General features: G+C 73.8%; 17 protein-coding genes. 5 read left to right on the forward strand and 12 right to left on the reverse strand.

Annotation, left to right across the window (positions count from 1 at the left end):
• Positions 1-23 precede the first annotated feature (23 nt).
• On the forward strand, positions 24-599 hold the full coding sequence (locus tag MPTA5024_RS01235) for a hypothetical protein (protein ID WP_084369355.1): 576 nt from the start codon (positions 24-26) through the stop codon (positions 597-599).
• A gap of 91 nt (positions 600-690) precedes the next feature.
• Entirely contained in the window at positions 691-2,490 is a 1,800-nt protein-coding gene (locus MPTA5024_RS01240; RefSeq protein WP_036318852.1) for a sensor histidine kinase, read from the forward strand.
• 33 nt (positions 2,491-2,523) lie between these two features.
• Here MPTA5024_RS01240 and MPTA5024_RS01245 read toward each other — a convergent pair whose 3' ends face one another.
• The 3 genes from MPTA5024_RS01245 to MPTA5024_RS01255 form a co-directional block, all read right to left on the reverse strand.
• Positions 2,524-4,068 carry an FAD-dependent monooxygenase gene (locus MPTA5024_RS01245; protein WP_036318855.1) on the reverse strand — a complete coding sequence of 515 codons (1,545 nt, stop codon included), beginning with the start codon at positions 4,066-4,068 and terminating at the stop codon, positions 2,524-2,526.
• Positions 4,069-4,203: 135 nt separating this feature from the next.
• The gene (locus MPTA5024_RS01250; protein WP_157099240.1) at positions 4,204-4,830 is read right to left on the reverse strand and encodes an acyl-CoA-like ligand-binding transcription factor; all 627 of its coding nucleotides are present in this window, start codon (positions 4,828-4,830) and stop codon (positions 4,204-4,206) included.
• A 75-nt stretch (positions 4,831-4,905) separates the two neighbouring features.
• Positions 4,906-5,817, reverse strand: coding sequence for a DNA-3-methyladenine glycosylase family protein (locus MPTA5024_RS01255; RefSeq protein WP_036318858.1), 912 nt, complete (start codon positions 5,815-5,817; stop codon positions 4,906-4,908).
• 82 nt (positions 5,818-5,899) lie between these two features.
• On the opposite strand from MPTA5024_RS01255, the gene MPTA5024_RS01260 reads away from it, so the two are divergent.
• Positions 5,900-6,880, forward strand: a complete 981-nt coding sequence (locus MPTA5024_RS01260) for an NADPH:quinone reductase (protein ID WP_036322738.1) — start codon at positions 5,900-5,902, stop codon at positions 6,878-6,880.
• A gap of 49 nt (positions 6,881-6,929) precedes the next feature.
• On the forward strand, positions 6,930-7,667 hold the full coding sequence (locus tag MPTA5024_RS01265; protein ID WP_036318861.1) for a type 1 glutamine amidotransferase: 738 nt from the start codon (positions 6,930-6,932) through the stop codon (positions 7,665-7,667).
• Positions 7,668-7,792: 125 nt separating this feature from the next.
• On the opposite strand, the gene add is transcribed toward MPTA5024_RS01265, so the two are convergent.
• The 9 genes from add to MPTA5024_RS01310 are packed head-to-tail and all read right to left on the reverse strand — an operon-like array spanning position 7,793 to position 17,049.
• A complete protein-coding gene (gene add / locus MPTA5024_RS01270; protein ID WP_036318864.1) occupies positions 7,793-8,779 on the reverse strand; it encodes an adenosine deaminase in 987 nt (328 codons plus the stop codon).
• Positions 8,776-10,173, reverse strand: a complete 1,398-nt coding sequence (locus tag MPTA5024_RS01275; protein WP_036318867.1) for an aldehyde dehydrogenase family protein — start codon at positions 10,171-10,173, stop codon at positions 8,776-8,778. The genes add and MPTA5024_RS01275 overlap by 4 nt, the downstream gene beginning before the upstream one ends.
• A 14-nt stretch (positions 10,174-10,187) precedes the next feature.
• On the reverse strand, positions 10,188-10,949 hold the full coding sequence (locus tag MPTA5024_RS01280) for an SDR family oxidoreductase (RefSeq protein WP_036318870.1): 762 nt from the start codon (positions 10,947-10,949) through the stop codon (positions 10,188-10,190).
• Positions 10,949-11,821, reverse strand: a complete 873-nt coding sequence (locus MPTA5024_RS01285; RefSeq protein ID WP_157099241.1) for a dihydrodipicolinate synthase family protein — start codon at positions 11,819-11,821, stop codon at positions 10,949-10,951. Before MPTA5024_RS01285 ends, MPTA5024_RS01280 begins: the two co-directional genes overlap by 1 nt.
• On the reverse strand, positions 11,821-12,600 hold the full coding sequence (locus MPTA5024_RS01290; protein ID WP_036318876.1) for an enoyl-CoA hydratase-related protein: 780 nt from the start codon (positions 12,598-12,600) through the stop codon (positions 11,821-11,823). The genes MPTA5024_RS01285 and MPTA5024_RS01290 overlap by 1 nt, the downstream gene beginning before the upstream one ends.
• Positions 12,597-13,775, reverse strand: coding sequence for a CaiB/BaiF CoA transferase family protein (locus MPTA5024_RS01295; RefSeq protein WP_036318879.1), 1,179 nt, complete (start codon positions 13,773-13,775; stop codon positions 12,597-12,599). Before MPTA5024_RS01295 ends, MPTA5024_RS01290 begins: the two co-directional genes overlap by 4 nt.
• On the reverse strand, positions 13,772-15,118 hold the full coding sequence (locus MPTA5024_RS01300) for an FAD-dependent oxidoreductase (RefSeq protein ID WP_036318881.1): 1,347 nt from the start codon (positions 15,116-15,118) through the stop codon (positions 13,772-13,774). The genes MPTA5024_RS01295 and MPTA5024_RS01300 overlap by 4 nt, the downstream gene beginning before the upstream one ends.
• A 19-nt stretch (positions 15,119-15,137) precedes the next feature.
• Positions 15,138-16,418 carry an MFS transporter gene (locus tag MPTA5024_RS01305; RefSeq protein ID WP_036318883.1) on the reverse strand — a complete coding sequence of 427 codons (1,281 nt, stop codon included), beginning with the start codon at positions 16,416-16,418 and terminating at the stop codon, positions 15,138-15,140.
• A gap of 40 nt (positions 16,419-16,458) precedes the next feature.
• Positions 16,459-17,049 (reverse strand): helix-turn-helix domain-containing protein, encoded by a 591-nt coding sequence (locus MPTA5024_RS01310; RefSeq protein ID WP_036318885.1) that lies wholly within the window; start codon positions 17,047-17,049, stop codon positions 16,459-16,461.
• Positions 17,050-17,114: 65 nt separating this feature from the next.
• On the opposite strand from MPTA5024_RS01310, the gene MPTA5024_RS01315 reads away from it, so the two are divergent.
• Positions 17,115-17,780: universal stress protein (locus tag MPTA5024_RS01315; protein WP_198166899.1), on the forward strand; the 666-nt coding region annotated here is incomplete at its 3' end.

Below are 17,780 nucleotides of genomic sequence, written 5' to 3' on the forward strand. Positions count from 1 at the left end.
GACAGCAGTGAAAGGGGCCGGCAATGGCCACCATCGATGGACGCCACGAGAGGGACCACCTCGACGGCGTCACCCCCCGCACCACGGTCACCGAAGCCGCCGCTCCCGTCCGGACGACCCCGGCCGAGTACGTCTGGGCGGTCGCCAGGATCGCCATCGGCTGGATCTTCCTGTGGGCCTTCCTGGACAAGATGTTCGGCTGGGGGTTCGCCACCCCCGCGAACAAGGCATGGATCCACGGCGGCAGCCCCACGACCGGCTTCCTCAAGGGCACCGCGGACAAGACGTTCGGCGGTGTGTTCGCCGACCTGGCGGGGCACGGCTGGGTCGACTGGCTGTTCATGCTCGGCCTGTTCGGCATCGGCGCCGCCCTCGTGCTCGGCGTCGGCCTCCGGATCGCCGCCGGTACCGGCACCCTGCTGCTGGCGCTCATGTGGGCCGCGGAGCTGCCCCTGACCACCAACCCCTTCCTGGACGAGCACATCGTCTACGCGATCGTGATCATCGGCCTGGCCGTCGCCGGCGCCGGCCGGACCCTCGGGCTCGGCCGCTGGTGGGGCGAGACCGCCCTGGTCCGCCGCTACCCCGTCCTCAAGTAACCGTGATCCGGCCTCCAGGCCGAGGACGCCACAGGCGCCCGCCCCCCACCGGGGGTGGGCGCCTTCGTCGTACGGGTGGGACACTTCCGCTATGACGGACCACGAGCCCCGGGTTCTGGTGCCGCACATGCGGCTGGACGAACTGCTGTCGGAGCTGCAGACGCGGCTGGAGGCCGTGCTGGCCACCCGTGACCGCGTGCACGCGCTGCTGGAGGCCGTCGTCTCGATCGGCAGCGACCTCGACCTGGAGACCGTGCTGCGCCGCATCGTGGAGACCGCCACGACCCTGGTGGACGCCAGTTACGGCGCCATGGGGGTGATCGGCGAGGAGAACACGCTCGTCCAGTTCGTCCCGGTCGGCCTGAGCGAGGAGGAGATCGCGAGGATCGAGCACTGGCCTCATGGTCTCGGCCTGCTCGGACTGCTCATCAAGGAGCCGCAGACGCTGCGGCTGTCCCACATCTCCCAGCACCCCGAGTCGTACGGCTTCCCGCCCGGCCACCCGCCCATGGGCAGCTTCCTCGGCGTTCCCGTACGGGTCAGGGACGAGGTCTTCGGCAACCTCTACCTGACCGAGAAGCGCGGGGGCGGCGAGTTCGACGAGGAGGACGAGGCCATCGTCGTCGCCCTGGCCACCGCCGCGGGCGTCGCCGTCGAGAACGCCCGCCTGTACGAGGCGTCGCGGCGGCGCGAGACCTGGCTCCAGGCCTCCTCGGAGATCACCACCCGGCTGCTGTCCGGGGCCGACCCGCAGGAGGTCCTGCGGCTGATCGCGCACCGGGCCCGGGAGATGGCCGACGCCGACGCGGCGGTGATCCTGCTTCCCGGCCCGGACGACACCCTCCAGCCCGTCCTTGAGGACGGCGCGTCCCTCCGCGTGCCGGCCGAGGCCGGCACGACCGGCGGCGCGGAGGCCGTCGTGAGCGACGGCCTCGGCGAGCCGGGGGCCGGCGCGACCGGCGCGGGGTCGGGGGACGAGCGGGCCGCCCGGACGGTGCCGGTGGAGGGCTCCCTCGCCGGACGGGCCTTCCTGCGCGGCGAGCCGCTCATGGTCGACGACCCGGCCGGCAGCGACCTGCTGCTCGCCTTCGGCGAGGGGTTCTCCCTCGGCCCGGTCGCCGCGGTGCCCCTGGGCGCACCCGGGGCCGTCCGCGGCGTCCTGTCGCTCGTCAAGCGCCCCGGACGGATGCCGTTCAGCACCTCGGAGCTGCGGATGCTGCACGCGTTCTCCGGGCAGGCGGCCGTCGCCCTGGAGCTGGCCGAGGCCCGCAAGGACGCCGAGCGGCTCGGCCTGCTGGAGGACCGCGACCGCATCGCCAAGGACCTGCACGACGTGGTGATCCAGCGGCTGTTCGCGGTGGCCATGACGCTGATGAGCGCGGTCCGCCTGGTGGAGCGGCCCGAGGCGTCCTCGCGGCTGCAGACGGCGATCGACGAGCTGGACACCACCATCCGGCAGATCCGCTCGACCATCTTCGCCCTGCAGACCCCGCGCGAGGAGAGCGCCCCGAGCCTGCGCAGCCAGATCGTGGACCTCGTCGAGAACGCCCGCGGCCACCTCGGCTTCATGCCGGGGCTGAGCCTGGAGGGCCGCCTCGACAGCGAGGTGCCCGAGCCCGTCGCCGAGCACCTGCTGGCCGTCCTGCGGGAGGCCCTGTCGAACCTGGTCCGGCACGCCATGGCGTCCCGCGCCGACGTGACCGTCCGGGCCGGCGACGGCCGGCTCACCCTCGTCGTGCGGGACGACGGCGTGGGCGTCCCCGAGACCGGGCGCCGCAGCGGCCTGCGCAACCTGGCGGACCGCGCCGAGGGGCTCGGCGGCGCCTTCGAGGTCACCGCCCCCGAAGGCGGAGGCACCCGCCTCGAGTGGAGCGTCCCCCTCGACGTCTGAGCGCCCCGCCGGCGAGGAGGTAGGCCGGTGCTGTCAGGCGGGCGGGCCGAACCAGCGGGCGGCGGCCGCGCGCAGCGCCTCGCGCTCCCCCTCGCCGGGATGGGCCGAGCCGCAGGCCCAGGCGACGTAGCAGTCCGGCCGCAGCAGCAGGGCGGCCGGCGCGGCGTGCCGGGCGCGGGCGGCCACCACGTCGACCCGGTCACGCCACCCGGCCAGGTCGCCGACGAGCGACGCGCCCTCGGTGAGGTCCAGCAGCAGCGGCCGCGCGGTCCTGGTCAGCTCGGCCAGCCGTACGGCTCCGGCGTCGGTCTCCAGGAGCAGGTCGGGCGCCGCCCGGCCGGTCAGGGGGTGCGCTCCCGGGCCTCCGTCGTCGTACCGGATGTCGGCGCCGGACATCAGGCCGGCGATGCGCCGCACGGTGGCGGGCTCGCCCAGTAGTTCGGCGAACAGCTCGCGCAGCGCGGTGACCTCGGGGCCGGGGGCGATCAGCGCCGACTGCGCCTGGGTGTGCATGACGACCCGCATGGCGGCCGGCCGCCGCTCGGCGTCGTAGGTGTCCAGCAGCCCGGGCGGGGCCCAGCCGTGGATCTCGGCCGCCAGCTTCCAGCCCAGGTTGACCGTGTCCTGCAGCCCGAGGTTGAGCCCGGGGCCGCCGAGCGCGCTATGCACATGGGCGGCGTCGCCCGCGAGGAGCACGCGCCGGTCGCGGTACCGCTCGGCCAGCCGGGTGTTGCCCCCGGTCAGCCTGCGCAGCAGGTGCGGGCCGTCGCCCTCGGGCGGCCCGAACGGCAGGTCGGCCCCGAGCACCCGGCGGATGCTGTCGCGCAGGTCGTCGAGCGTGGGCGGCGCGTCCCCGTCGGACCGTCCCCATTCGAGCGTACTGATCATGGGCGGCCGCCCCGGGAACGCGGCGAACACGAACAGCCCGCGCTCGGTGCGGTGGTGGAGGAACGCCGGCACGGGGCCGTAGCCCGGCACGTTCAGCGCGCCGGTGGCCGGATCGACCAGCTCGGCGGGGATCGAGACGTGCGCGGCGAGGGAGATCCCGTCGTCCCGTGTGAGACCCGGGAATCCGATGCCGGACAGCTTGCGCGTCAGGCTCCGGCCGCCGTCGGCCCCGACGAGGTAGCGGGCCTCGATCCGGTAGGGGCCGTCCGGCCCGGCGACCTCGACGGTCACCGCGTCGTCGTCCTGGGAGAGCCCGGTCAGCTCGTGGCCCCGGCGGATGTCCGCCCCGAGCTCCCGCGCGCGGGCCTCCAGCACCCTCTCCAGCCGCCGCTGCGGCACCGGCAGCATGTAGAGCGGATTGTCGTCCAGCACGGACAGGTCGAGCGGCAGCGCGCCGAACATGTAGCGCGGCGCGGGGGCGGGCGGCTGCGCGTCGCCGGTGATCCGCTCGTAGAGGCCGCGGCGGTCGAGCGCGCGCACCACCTGGCCGACCAGGCCGTTGGCCCGGTTCTCCTCCTCCTGGCCGGTCAGGCGTTCCAGCACCACGGGCCGCACGCCGGCGAGGCTCAGCTCGCACGCCAGCATGAGGCCGTTCGGTCCGGCTCCGGCGATCACCACGTCCACGGGCATGGCGGTACTCCTTCTGGGGTCGATGAACACGTCCGGCTCTGCGGGAGCCGGTGAAAGAGGGCACGACGGCATGGACCGGGGGCGCTTACCCGGCCTGGTGTGCGTCGGAGAGGCGCGTTCGGGAACGCGCCGGGGTCAGGGGAGGGGCAGGCCCCTCGCGAGCTGGTCGAGGGCGTCGTCGACCAGCGGCATGAAGGGGACGGGAGGATCGGCGCGCAGCCAGTGCTGCATGGCGGTCCTGACGGCGACGCCGACGGCCCCCGCGACCAGGGTGGGGTAGAGGTCGCGGGTGAGGTCGATGCCGGTGCGGTCGGCGACCGCGGCGGCCAGCTCCGCCTCCGCCGTCGCCTCGGCCTTGATGAACTCGCCCATCAGCGAGGGTTCCGACATCATCAGCCGGACGCCGTCCACCCACTGCTGGTCGGGCGCGCCCGTGGGCGTGGGCACCCCGAGCGCCATCCGCGCGGCCACCGCGTGCCGGAGGGCCTCCCACAGCGGCTCGGACGGCGGCCGGCGCCGCAGCTCGGCGGCGATCAGCCGGGCCCGGTCGAGGTGGCGGGCCGCGATCGCCTCGGCCTTGCTGGAGAAGTAGTTGTTGAACGTCCGCGGAGCCACCCCGGCGGCCGCCGCGATGTCCTCCACCCGTACGTTCTCCAGCCCCCGCTCCACCACGAGCTGGACGGCCGCCCAGCTCAGCGCGATGCGGGTCTCCTGCTTCTTGCGCTCGCGCAGACCCGCCCGGCCGCCGTCGTCCACGTTCACGAGACCACCGTACCAATTCGTGCGCGCCACGCAAAGATGCGCAGCACGCAAATTTGCGTGGCGCGCACTTTTTCTCTATCGCTCCGGCCGGTCGCGGGCCCGGTTCCGCTCGTCCACCACGCCGTACGCGGTCGCCCGGAACAGGAAGGACGCCCAGGACCGGTACGGCCGCCACCCGTCGGCCAGCTTCCGGTACGCGGCCGGCGGGGCGTCCTCAGGCAGGCCGTACGCCTCCCGCAGGATCGCGAACAGGCGGGGCTCGTCGCCGGGGAACGCGTCGGGCGCGCCCGCGCCGCGGATCAGGATCAGGCCCGCGGAGAACGGCCCGACACCGGGCAGCGCGCGCAGCTCGGCCAGGGCGTCCTCCGGGGCGAGCGCACGCAGGTGCTCGGCGGTCAGCACGCCGTCGAGCGCGGCGCGGGCCAGCCCGCGCAGCCACTCCTCCTTCTGCGCGGGCAGGCCGAGGCCGCCGGCCTCCACCAGAGACACGGGAGGGGGGAAGGCCCAGTAGGTCCGCCCGCCGACCGTGACCCTCGCGCCGTACCGCTCCGCTATGCGCTGCTTGAGCCGGGCGGCGACGACCATCGACGAGCGCTGGACGATCACCGCCCAGCAGGCCGCCTCCCACGGGCTCCAGAAGCACACCGGCCGCAGGCCGGGGCTGCGCCGCCGGACGTCGCCGAGCACGGGGTCGGCGTCGGCGATCTCGGCGAAGCCGGTGCCGTCCACGTCGAGGGAGAGGATCCGCGCCACCTCGTCCCGGATCCGGGGCCCGGCCGCGCGGGTCGTGGCGACGGCGACTCCGCCGGGAGCGGCCGTCACGGTCACGCCGATCGGCAGCCAGTCGGACTCCGCGCAGTAGGCGAAGCGCAGCGCCCGCCCGTCGGACGGCAGTCCACCGGTGGCCGGCCAGTCCTCGACGAAGCGCAGCGCGGCGCCGAAGTCGAACGGGCCCTCGGCGGTGAGCGTGAATCCGTGCGTGGTCATGCGCGTATGGTAGGAGGCCGGCCGGCCGGTGGAACCCGCCCCGTACGACCGCGAGCGGACGGCCCGCGCCAGAATCCTGAGTATGCGCGCAGCCTTCGCCGAACGGCTCGGCCCGCCGGACGTGATCCGGTACGGAGAACTTCCCTCTCCGGTCCCCGGCCCCACCGACGTGCTGGTCGACGTGCTGGCCACCGCCGTGAATCCGGTCGACACCTTCGTCCGCTCCGGTGTCTTCCGCACTCCGATGGCGTTCCCCTTCGTGATCGGCCGCGACCTGGTCGGGACGGTGGCCGCCGCCGGACCGGGCGCCCCCGGATTCGCCGTCGGCGACCTGGTCTGGAGCAACAGCCTGGGCCACGGCGGACGCCAGGGGGCCGCGGCCGAACAGGCCGTGGTGGCCGCCGACCGGCTCTACCACCTCCCCGAGGGCGTGCCGCCCGTCGACGCCGTCGCCGTGGTTCACCCCGGCGCCACCGCGTACCTGGCCCTGTTCACCCACGGGGGCCTGCGGCCCGGCGAGACGGTGCTGGTCGGGGGCGGGGCGGGAAACGTCGGGAGCGCGCTGATCGTCATGGCGGCCGAGGCCGGCGCCCGGGTGCTGGCGACGGCCGCCGCCCGCGACGCCGGCCACTGCCGGGCCCTTGGCGCCGCCGAGGTCGTCGACTACCGCGACCCGAGGCAGGCCGAGCGCCTCCGGCAGGCCGCGCCGAACGGCGTGGACCTGTGGCTGGACACCTCCGGCGTCAACGACCTGACCACCGCGGTGGACCTGCTGGCCCCGCGCGGCCGGATCGTCCTGCTGGCCGGGGCGGCGTCCCGCCCGGTGCTCCCGGCCGGGCAGCTCTACATGAAGGACGGCTCGATTCGCGGCTTCGTCATCTCGCACGCCACCTCGGCCGAGCTGGCCGAGGCGGCCGCCGCCCTCAACCGCCTGCTGGCCGCCGGCCGGCTGCGCCCGCGTTCCACCGAGAGCCTCCCCCTGAGCGAGGCCGCCGCCGCCCACCGCCGCATGGAGAACGGCGAACTCCACGGAAGGCGCCTCATCCTGCTGCCCGGAGCGTGACACACCGGGCCCTGAGCCGGTCCCGTCCGGCCCGGTACGGTGGTGAGCCATGTCCGGAAAGCCGCGTGTCCTGGCCGTGCAGAGCGGACGCGACAGCGGGCCCGCCAGGTTCGGCGCGTGGCTGGCCGAGGCCGGGCTTGTCGTGGAGGTGGTCGCGGGGTGCGACGGCGATCCGCTGCCGCCGCCGCTCGGCCATGACGCCCTGCTCGTGCTGGGCGGCGGCTACCTGCCCGACGACGACGATCGGGCGCCGTGGCTGCCCGCCACCCGCGCCCTCGTCACGCGGGCGCTGGAGACGGAGGTGCCGCTGTTCGGGATCTGCCTGGGCGGCCAGATGCTCGCCGCGGTGGCCGGGGGGCGGGTGCGGGGCGACGCCGGGGCTCCGGAGCAGGGCAGCACCCCGGTGACCATCAGATCCGAGGCGGCGGGCGACCCCCTCTTCCACGACCTGCCGGGCGTCGTCCCGGCGATCGAGCACCACGTCGATGCGATCACCGAGCTGCCCCCGGGCGCGGTGTGGCTGGCGGAGACGGAGCGGTGCCCCTACCAGGCGTTCCGGGTGGGCCGCCGGGCCTGGGGCGTGCAGTTCCACCCCGAGGCCGCGCCCGAGCGGATCCGCGGGTGGGACGCGGACACGCTCAGGCGGCAGGGCTTCGATCCGGACGGGCTGTACGCGGCGGCGGTGGCCGACGACCGGGTCTCCGCGCCCGTCTGGCACACGGTGGCCACCCGCTTCGCGGAGGTCGTCCGCGGCGCCCGCGCCACTGGCTGGCGCGCCACAGGCTGAGCGTCGCCGCCTGACGCGTCACCGCCCGGCGTAGCACCGCCTGTCGTGGCACGGCCTGACGTGTCCCCGCCTGACGCGGCGACGCCGGCCGCGGACGCGCGCCTCCTCCACGGTGAGGCCGTGGATCAGGAAGTCCCTCCGCGGGAGCCGGTCCAGCGGCCGATGCCGGCCAGCGCCCTGTCCAGCCTGCCGGGCGGGCAGGCGCTGAACCGCAGGGAGTTCTCCGCGATCGCGGCCAGGTCCGCGGAGGACAGGCCCAGCCGGCGCCAGGCCAGGTCGTACTCGCCGAGCAGGCTGGTCTCGCAGAACAGCGGGCAGTCGCTGTTGAGCGTCACCGGCACGCCCGCCGCGAGGAGCAGCGGGAGGGGGTGCGCGTCCAGCGACGGGCTGACCCGCAGCGCGACGTTGGAGGTGGGGCACACGTCCAGGCAGACGCGCCGCTCGGCCAGCAGCGCGAGCAGGGACGGATCCTCGGCGGCCGCGACCCCGTGCTCCACCCGGCGCGCGCCGAGGACCTCGACGCACGCGCGCACGCTTGAGGCGCCCCCGCCCTCGCCGCCATGGGGGACGGCGGCGAGGCCGGCGTCGCGGGCGCGGGCGAAGACGTCCGAGAACGCCTCGGCGGGGAAGCGCGCCTCGTCGCCCGCCAGCCCGAGGGCGACCACCCCCTTGTCCCGGTAGGCGAGCGCCAGGCCGAGCGAGCGCTCGGCGTCGGCCATGGGCAGCCCCCGGTTCACTCCCACGACGACTCCGGCGGCGCTCGAGGGGGACGAGCCCGCCCGCAGGCCGTCGAGCACGGCCTCCAGCACGCTCTCCGCGGGGCCGAGCCTGCCCGCGTACGTCGGCGGGATCACGTGCACCTCGGTCCAGACCACGCCCTGGGCGGCCGCGTCCTCGACCAGCTCACGGGCGATCCGGCGCAGGTCGTCGAGCGTGCCGACGAGGTCGCGGGCACGCTCGTAGGCGCCGACGAAGGCGCCCAGCCCGTCGTACGGCCCGCGCGGCGGCAGCGGCAGGCCGTACGCGTCGGAGAGTTCGGCCGCGGTGTCCCGCCGGATCGCGCCCTCGAGGTGGAGGTGCAGCTCCGCCTTGGGCAGCGCGGCCAGGTTCACTCGTGCCCCATGTAGACGGTCTTGCTCCAGGTGTAGAAGTCGAGCGCCGCGGTCCCCTGCTCCCTGAAGGTGTTGGACGAGGAGTCCTTCACGCCGCCGAACGGCACGTTGAGGTCGAGGCCGGTGGTGGGCCGGTTGACCTTCACCACGCCGACCTGGGCGTGCGCGGCGAAGTGGTGGGCGGCTGCGAGGTTCTGCGTGCAGATGCCCGCGGTCAGCCCGTAGCGGGAGTCGTTCACGCGGTCGAGCCCCTCCTCGTACGACTCGACGCCGAGCACGGCCACCACGGGACCGAAGATCTCCTCGCGCACCACGGAGGAGTCGTGTCCCAGGCCCGTGAGGACCGTGGGCGGCAGGAACTGACCCACCGGGGGACGGCCGCCCGCGACGAACTCGGCGCCCTCGGCCCTGGCCGTGTCGATCGCCGCGACGTCCGCGGCCAGCTGCTGCTCGCTCACCACCGGACCCATGGTGACCGACTCGGCCTCCTTGGCCAGCGCGCCGAGGAACGCCTCCCGCACACCCGGCGTGCAGTACACCCGGGAGGTCGCGGTGCAGGCCTGCCCGGTGAGACCGAAGGCGCTCGCGGCGACGACCCTGGCGGCCGCGTGCGCGTCGGCGTCGTCGAGGATCAGGTAGGCGTTCTTGCCGCCCATCTCCAGCTGTACCCGAGCCCGGCGTTCGCCGAGGATCCGGTGCAGGCCGAGGCCGACCCGGGTGGAGCCGGTGAAGGAGAGCGCGGCCACCCGGTGGTCCCTGGCCAGCGCGTCGCCGATGACCGAGCCCGGGCCGTGCACCACGTTGAGCACGCCCGCGGGCAGCCCGGCCTCCACGAGGGCGTCGCTGAGGTGCGCGACCGACAGCGGGGTGAGCTCGGCGGGCTTGACGACCACGGCGTTGCCGCTGATCAGCGCGGGGGCGAGCTTCCACGCGGGGATGGCGATGGGGAAGTTCCACGGCGTGATCAGCGCGGCGACGCCGAGCGGCTCGTGCCTGGTGAAGATCGTGGTGCCGGGGAGCGCGCTCGGCAGCACCTCGCCGGAGGTGCGCCAGCCGAGCGAGCCGAAGAAGCGCAGCACGTCGACGGCGCGGCGGACCTCGCCCGTCGCCTCGGCGAGGGTCTTGCCCTCCTCACGGCTGAGGTCGGCGGCCACCTCGGCCTGCCGGGAGCGGAGCAGGTCGGCGGCGTCGAGCAGGATCGCGCCGCGCGCGGGTGCGGGCGTGGCCGCCCAGGCGGCCTGGGCCTCGACGGCCGCCGTGAGCGCCGCGTCCACGGCCGAGGCGTCGGAGGAGGGGGTCACGGCCACGACCTCGCCGGGGTCGGCCGGGTTGCGGCGGGCGATCTCGGGCTCGCCCACGCGCGCGCCGCCGATCAGGTTGAGGACGTCGGTCACAGGATTGACTCCAATCAGAGGGTCCGGACGAGCCCGCCGTCGCAGCGCAGCGCGGTGCCGGTGATGTAGGAGGCGGGTTCGCCGCAGAGGAAGGCGGCGACGCGGCCGAACTCGTCCGGCCTGCCGTACCTGCCCGCGGGGATCGTCGCGCGCGAGGCCGCCTCGACCTCGGCCGCGGACCGCCCCTCGCGTTCGGCGGCGGCCGCGTCGAGCCGCGCGACACGGTCGGTGGCGATGCGGCCGGGCAGCAGCAGGTTGACGGTGACGCCGTCGGCGGCCACCTCGGCGGCCAGCGTCTTGAGGTAGCCGGCGAGGGCCGCCCTGCCCAGGTTGGACAGGGCGAGATTCGGCAGCGGGGCGGCGACCCCGCTGGACCCGATGGCGAGGACGCGGCCCCAGCCGCGTGCCCGCATGCCCGGCAGGAGCCGGGAGACGAGCCGGACGTGCGGCGTGACCAGCGCGTCCACGGCCGCCGCCACATCGCCGCCGCCCACCTCCGCGGCGGATCCCGGCCGGGGGCCGGGGCCGTTGAGCACCAGGACGTCGGCCTCGCCGGCGGCCGACACCAGGCGCTCGACGCCGTCCGGGGCCAGCAGGTCGGCTTCGACGGCGGTCGCGCCGGGCAGTTCCGCGGCGATCGCCCGGGCCCGGTCGCCCCTGCGGCCGGTCACGACGACGCGGGCCCCCTCGGCCGCCAGGGCCCTGGCCGTCGCCTCGCCGAGGCCGCCCGTGGAGGCGCAGACGAGCGCCGTCCTGCCCGTCAGTCCGAGATCCATCACCGCACCGCCGTCAGGTGCCGCTTGAGCTGCTCGTGCAGCGACTCCGGCAGCGAGGCCGCCGGCGGTCGCACGCCCGACTCCAGGAAGAGGCCGCGCTGCCGCAGGCACTCCTTGCGGATGGCCAGCGCCACCCTGGCCTGCTGCTCGAAGTTGACCAGCGGCAGGTACGGCAGCCACGCCTTCCGCGCCGCGTCGTAGCCGCCCTCGCGCCAGGCGTCCACGCAGGCGATGAGCCCTTCGGGGAACGAGAAGCCGGTCATCGCGCCCGCGGCGCCGCAGGCCAGCTCGTCCAGCAGGCCGAGCCCGCCCAGCCCGCCGAAGACCGGCACGTCCAGCGCGGCCGTCAGCGTCGCCACGGCGACCGGGGTGGGCGGCGCCTCCGCCTTGACCGCGACCACGAACTCCAGGCCGCGCAGCGCGGCCGCCAGCGTGTCGGCACCGATGGCGACGCCGCTGACGAGCGGGTAGTCCTGCACGACGAGGCCGGCGCCGGTGGCCTCGTGCACCGCGCGCAGATGCCTGGCCAGCACGTGCGGGTTGGCCGAGTTGACCTGCACCATCGCCCCCGCGAGCCGGTCGCCCGCGACCTCCTGGGCCAGCCGCACCTCCTCCACCACGGGTGCGGTGCCCAGCGACGTGGCGCCCACCACCAGCGGCAGCCGGGTCGCGCCGGCCACCGTCTCCAGGACCGTCCGCCTCTCCTCGGAGGACAGTTGCGCCGCCTCCCCGAAGACGCCGAGCACGGTGAGCCCGGTCACCCCCGCCCGTTCGTAGTGCTCGACGAGCCTGGCCAGGCTCTGCTCGTCGACGTCGAAGGTGGATCCGGTGAACGGCGTCGCGACGACTCCCCAGACACCCGGCTGCAGCATCACTTTCCCTTCCACACGGGCGTGCGCTTCTCCTGGAAGGCCAGCACGCCTTCCTCGGCGTCCTCGCTGTCCAGCGCCTCCATCAGGGCCGGGAGGCGTACGGCGCGGGCCTCGCGAGAGCTCAGGTGCGCGGTGCGCTGCACCATCTGCTTGACCGCCCGCAGCGACGTGGGCGAGCATGCCAGGACGTCGGCCACCCACCGGTCCACGGCGGCGTCGAGCTCCGCGGCCGGGACCACCTCGTTCACCAGGCCCATCCGCTCCATCTCGGCCGCGCGGGCGCGCCTGCCGGTGAGCAGCAGTCCCATCGCCTGGTTGTACGGCACCCGCCGGACGAGCTGCGTCACCCCTCCGTCGAGGGCGATGCGGCCCACCCGGGGCTCGGTCAGCCCGAACTGGGCGTGTTCCGCCGCCACGACGATGTCGCAGCCGAGGACGATCTCCATGCCGCCGCCGAGCGCGTAGCCGTTGACTCTCGCGATCACCGGGACGTCAAGGCTGGTGCGCAGGGACAGGCCGCCGAAGCCGTCGGAGTCGAGCGCGGCCCAGTACTCCAGACCGGTCTTGCCGATCCCGCCGGCCGACATGTCGGCGCCGACGCAGAAGGCCCTGTCTCCGGCTCCGGTCACCACGACCACCCGTACGTCGCGGTCGGCCTCGATCCGCTCCCAGGTCTCGACGAGCGCGCGGTGGGTCTTCTCGTCCACGGCGTTGAGCACCTCGGGGCGGTCGATGGTGACCCGCGCGACGTGCTCCACGACCTCGAAGTGCACCGTCACCGCAGGACTCCCGCCCGCACGAGCGCCTCGATCTGCTCCGCGGTGAAGCCGTGCTCGGCCAGCACCTCGGCGTTGTGCTCGCCGAGGCGCGGCGGGGCGTGCCGCACCTCCATCGGCGCGGCGGACAGCCGGATCGGCGCGGACAGCGCCCTGACCCGCCCCGCCACCGGGTGGTCCATCTCCAGGATCATGCGGTTGACGGCCGTCTGCTCGTCGGCCAGGGCCTGCTCCAGGGTGCGGACGGGGGCGCACAGGATGTCCTGCCCCTCCAGCCGCTTGAGCCAGTACTCGGTGGTGTCGGCGGCGAAGCGCTCGCGGAAGAGGGCCTGCAGCTCGGGCCGGCGGGCGAACTGCGCCTCCTGGGTGGCGAACTCGGGCCGCAGGGACAGGTCCTCGTCGAGTTCGAGCGCCGTGCAGACGTCGCGCAGCGGGTTCTCCTTGAAGGCGCCGACCATGCAGACGGCGCCGTCGGCGGTCGCGAAGACGCCGCTGAGCGGCATGGCGGCCCAGTTGATCTCGTAGCCGCGGTTGAGCTGCATGCAGGCTTCCTGCATCTGCATGTGGAGCATCGAGTCGTACATCGTGACCTCGACCTTCTGGCCCTCGCCGGTCAGGTCGCGGGTGCGCAGCGCGAGCAGGACGCCCTGCATGAGGTGCATGCCGGTGGTGTAGTCGGCGAGCGTCGTCGGGTAGACCGACAACGGCAGGTCGGGCGACTCGCGGCGCCACATCACCCCCGAGAACGCCTGGGCGATGACGTCCTGGCCGCCCTTGTGGCTGTACGGGCCCTCGGTGCCGAACCCGGTGCCCGACGCCCAGATGACGCGGGGGTTGATCTCGCGCAGCCGCTCGTAACCGAAGCCCAGCCGCTCCATCACGCCGGAGCGGAAGTTGCTCACGACCACGTCGGCGTCGCGGACCAGGCGGTAGACGACCTCCTTGCCCTCCTCGGAGCGGGTGTCGATGCTGACGCTCCGCTTGTTGCGGTTGATGGACAAGAAGATCGGGTTGTCCGGGCCGTCCCGGTCGGGGATGGAGCTTCTGGACAGGTCTCCCGAGCCGGGCCGCTCGATCTTGATCACGTCGGCGCCGTAGTCGCCGAGCAGCTGCGTGCAGCTCGGTCCCATGTACACCTGGGTGAAATCGAGGACGGTGATTCCTTCAAGCGGCTTCATGCCACGACCTCCGCGTTGGGGGCTGGGACGTCTCCGGGGTCGGCTCCTTGCGCGCGCATCCCCCGCTGGACCGCCGCGGGGTCGACCTGCCGCACGGTCACGCCGCCGTCCGCGGCGAGGGCCGCGGCCACGCCGGCCGCCTGGCCCATCGCCATGCACGGCGGGATCTCGCGGGAGATGCGCTGGGCGTCCGGCGTGGCCGAGTAGTGGCGGCCGGCCACCAGGAGCTGGTCGACCTGGCGGGGCAGGAGCGCGCGGTAGGGGGTGTAGTAGTCGCGGCCGCGGGCGACGGAGTCGGCGAAGTGCCGGCGGTCGACGATGTCGTCCTTGGTCACGACGTACTCGCCGCGCAGCAGGCGCGTCTGCCGTACGCCCATCTGCTCGGCCACGTCCAGCAGGTAACAGTTCTCGAAGCCCGGCAGGCTCTGCCTGACCTCGTCCACGGCGGCGGCGATGCGCTCTCGCGCGTCGAACTCCGCATGGGTGAGCGACTCCGGATCCGCCCCGTCATAGCCCGACATATGCGGACAATTGCACCACACGACACCGGGGACCGGGGTCTTGAGCCACCACAGCTCCCAGGCGCCGCCGAGCAGCCGTTTGATCTTGCGGTTGACGGCCCTGGCCTCGCGCGGGTTCTCCTGCTCGAACCGCTCGGCGGCGGCGGTGTCGACGCCGCCGAGCCGGAACACCAGTGTGGTGAGGTAGCTGTCATGCGCGTAGTCCGCCCCGGCCCGGGCGGCGACGTCGATGTCGCCCGTCGTGTCCACGACCACGTCGGCCAGGATCGCCTGCGGGCCGGCCTTGGTCTCGGCCACCACTCCGCGCAGCCGGCCGTCGTCCACGATGGGCTGGGAGAACCACGAGTGGAGGCGCAGGTGCACCCCGGCCTCGCGGACCAGGTCGTTGGAGACCCGTTTCCACCCGTCGGGGTCGAAGGCGACGGCGTAGCAGATCGGCTTGGGACTGGTGTGGGAGTGGAAGTCGAAGGTGCCCCAGCGCCCCCACTTGTTCCACATCTCCACCGAGGCGATCCGCTCCTGCTCGGGCGGGTAGACGGCCAGGCCCAGCTTGGCCAGCCGCTCCACGTACTCCGAGACCAGGCCGGTCACGCTGATCTCCCGGCCGTTCACCATGTCGTCGAGCACCAGCACCATGCCGCCGGACGCGAGGCCGCCCAGCGCGGCGTACCTCTCCAGCAGGGTGACGCTCGCCCCGGCGCGGGCCGCGGCGACGGCGGCGCTGACGCCCGCCGGGCCGCCGCCCACGACGACGACGTCGCTGGTGCGGACCACGGGGGCCCTCAGCTCGTCGGACGAGACCTTGAGATCTGACAGTTGCATCACGCGATTCCTCACTCGCTCACTCGCCCGCGAAGGCTCCGCTCGTCCTGCGGGCGGCCAGGTAGAGCACGACGCTGATCAGGGACAGAACGGCCACGTACACCGGGAAGATCCAGACCAGCGCGTTGCTCTGGAGCCAGATCAGGAGGTACGACGCCGTGCCGCCGAAGACCGCGACCGCGACGCCGTACCCGAGCGCCACGCCGGTGGCGCGGCAGTACTTGGGCATCAGCGAGGTGGCCACGAGGTTGTAGAGGGTCATGTTGAGCACCAGCACGATCGACCCGCCGAGGACGACGCCGAACAGGCCGCCCAGGCCGGGCCGGTTGTAGAGCAGCATCAGGAACACGGCCGGCACGGCCAGGAGCCTGGTCACGGTGAACGTCCGCGACAGCTTGAACCTGTCGGCCAGCCATCCCACGAGCGGCGACCCGGCGAGCAGGACCAGGCCGAGCGCGGTGGAGGCGGCGAAGACCGGGGTGGGGTCCTCCTTGAAGGTGCTGCGCGCGAGGTTGGGCAGTCCGACGGTCCAGGCGTAGTTGTAGGCCTGCGCTGCGCCCACCACGAAGATCATCGCGACGAGGCCGAGCCAGTGCCTGCCCACGCCCCGCCAGACCGACGTCTCGCCGCGCTCGCTCTCGTGCAGCGTCTCGGGCAGGGCACGCCGCAGGTAGAGCACGAGCAGGCCGATCACGGCGCCGATGACGAACGGGACGCGCCAGCCCCAGTCCTGCATGGCGGCCGCGCCGAGGACGAGGCTGGTGAAGAAGCTGACCAGCGAGGCCAGCACGATGCCGAGGTTGACGAACAGGCTGATGTAGCCCGCCGCCCGCGCCTCGCGCCCCGGCGGCGAGACCTCGACGGCGTACGCCGTGGACAACGGCGCCTCGATGCCGGTCGACACGCCCTGGACGAGGCGGCAGACCAGCAGGATCACCCCGGACCAGACGCCTATCTGCTGGTAGGTGGGCGCGACCGCGATCACGAGCGTGGTGAGCGCCATCAGCGCGACGGAGAGGATCATGATCTGCCGGCGGCCGACGCGGTCGGCGACGGCGCCGAGCAGCACCCCGCCGAGCGGCCGTACGGCGAAGCCCATCGCGAACACGGCCAGCGCGCTGAGCGTGGAGGCCACGGGATCGTGGGAGGGGAAGAAATGGGGGCCGATGTAGGCCGAGACGAGACCGAAGAGCATCCAGTCGTACCACTCGAGCGTGTTGCCCAGGCCGAGGCCGAGCATCGCGGTACGGGTGGTGGCCGGATTTTGGGCAGGGGAGGTCGAGGTAACGGTCGCGGACATGGCGATCCGCCTTTCATGGGGGTGTTTCCCGCCCGAGAGGTCACCAGGTGGGTGGTGTGATCACCCAGATCGCTGTGCAGACCTCGTCACCGGTGTTGGCGTACCAGTGCGGGATGGTGGATGAGTAGCGAATGGAGTCGCCTGGGCCGAGCTCGTACTTCACCCCGTCCAGGTACACATCCTTGTGTCCGGACAGGACGATGCCGACCTCCTCCCCGTTGTGCGTGAACGGGGTGGCGCTGGTGTCGTGGCCAGGCTGGGTCTCCAGCCAGGTGACCTCCAGCGCGCCGTTGAGGTCAGGAGTGAGCAGCTCGTAGACCGCCGTCTTGTCCATGCCGTGGCCGTCGAGCCGCCGCCGTTCCGATCTGCGGACCAGCGGTGAGCGATGCTCCTCCTGCACCTGGAACAGCATTCCCACCGGAATGCCGAGCCCGTGCGCCAGTTGGACCAGTGTTGAGAACGACGGGTTGGCCAGCCCTCGCTCCACCTGACTGATGATGCCCGTGCTCAGCCCCGACAGCTCCGCGAGCCTGTCGAGGGTGAGCCCCCGCTCCTTGCGCAGGGAGCGGACGCGGGTTCCGACAGCACCGAGCATCGTCGCCAGGGACTCCGGTGTGCTGTCGCTCGTCATGCGTTCATCCTAATGAAACCGTCTTCACCGTCAATAGCATGATGAAAATTTTCAATATGATGAAGATGCTCTCTGTCCTAAGGCACTGGACGACGGGGTACGGAGACGACATGGGGCAGGAGGTCGTCGTCGCCTATGACGGGACGCCGCAGAGCCGCGCCGCGGTCGAGTGGGCCGCGCAGGAGTGCCGGCTGCGGCGGACCGGGATGACGCTCTGCCAGGTGTGGTGCGGCCCCTGCCCGGGGCGGCAGGAGGGTGTGGCCGCCGAGGAGCGCCGCCTGGCCGGCCGCTGCCTGTCCGAGGGCGCCCTGCTGGCCGAGCGGCTGGGGCCGGGGGTGGCCGTCCACCCGGCGCTGATCAGGGGCGATCCGAGGGAGACCCTCGCCGCGATGGGCAGGGACGCGGCGATGCTCGTGGTGGGCCAGCGCGCTCCCGGCCGCCTGGTGAGGCTGCTCCTCGGATCGGTCGGCGCCTACCTCGCGGCGTGCGCCGCCTGTCCCGTCGTCGTCGTGAGGGGGCCGCACCCGCCGCGAGGGAGGCCGGTCGTGGCGGGGGTGGACGGCTCACCCGCCGCCTGCGCCGCCCTGGCCTTCGCCGCCCAGGCGGCCCGGCGGCGGGGCGTGCCGCTCGTCGCCGTTCACGCCCTCGGCCTGGACGGGGCGGACCCCGGGCGGGCCGAACGGGCGCTCGGAGAGGCGGTGCGACCCTGGCGCGGGCGTGGCGGCCCGCCT

Source organism: Microbispora sp. ATCC PTA-5024 (genome assembly GCF_000511135.2).
GTDB lineage: Bacteria > Actinomycetota > Actinomycetes > Streptosporangiales > Streptosporangiaceae > Microbispora > Microbispora corallina.

Coding starts and splice junctions, on each gene's coding strand:
- MPTA5024_RS01235 (WP_084369355.1), top strand. CDS start 24: ATGGCCACCATCGATGGACGCCACGAGAGGGACCACCTCGACGGCGTC.
- MPTA5024_RS01240 (WP_036318852.1), top strand. CDS start 691: ATGACGGACCACGAGCCCCGGGTTCTGGTGCCGCACATGCGGCTGGAC.
- MPTA5024_RS01245 (WP_036318855.1), bottom strand. CDS start 4,068: ATGCCCGTGGACGTGGTGATCGCCGGAGCCGGACCGAACGGCCTCATG.
- MPTA5024_RS01255 (WP_036318858.1), bottom strand. CDS start 5,817: ATGACCACGCACGGATTCACGCTCACCGCCGAGGGCCCGTTCGACTTC.
- MPTA5024_RS01260 (WP_036322738.1), top strand. CDS start 5,900: ATGCGCGCAGCCTTCGCCGAACGGCTCGGCCCGCCGGACGTGATCCGG.
- MPTA5024_RS01265 (WP_036318861.1), top strand. CDS start 6,930: ATGTCCGGAAAGCCGCGTGTCCTGGCCGTGCAGAGCGGACGCGACAGC.
- MPTA5024_RS01280 (WP_036318870.1), bottom strand. CDS start 10,949: ATGGATCTCGGACTGACGGGCAGGACGGCGCTCGTCTGCGCCTCCACG.
- MPTA5024_RS01285 (WP_157099241.1), bottom strand. CDS start 11,821: ATGCTGCAGCCGGGTGTCTGGGGAGTCGTCGCGACGCCGTTCACCGGA.
- MPTA5024_RS01295 (WP_036318879.1), bottom strand. CDS start 13,775: ATGAAGCCGCTTGAAGGAATCACCGTCCTCGATTTCACCCAGGTGTAC.
- MPTA5024_RS01300 (WP_036318881.1), bottom strand. CDS start 15,118: ATGCAACTGTCAGATCTCAAGGTCTCGTCCGACGAGCTGAGGGCCCCC.
- MPTA5024_RS01305 (WP_036318883.1), bottom strand. CDS start 16,418: ATGTCCGCGACCGTTACCTCGACCTCCCCTGCCCAAAATCCGGCCACC.
- MPTA5024_RS01310 (WP_036318885.1), bottom strand. CDS start 17,049: ATGACGAGCGACAGCACACCGGAGTCCCTGGCGACGATGCTCGGTGCT.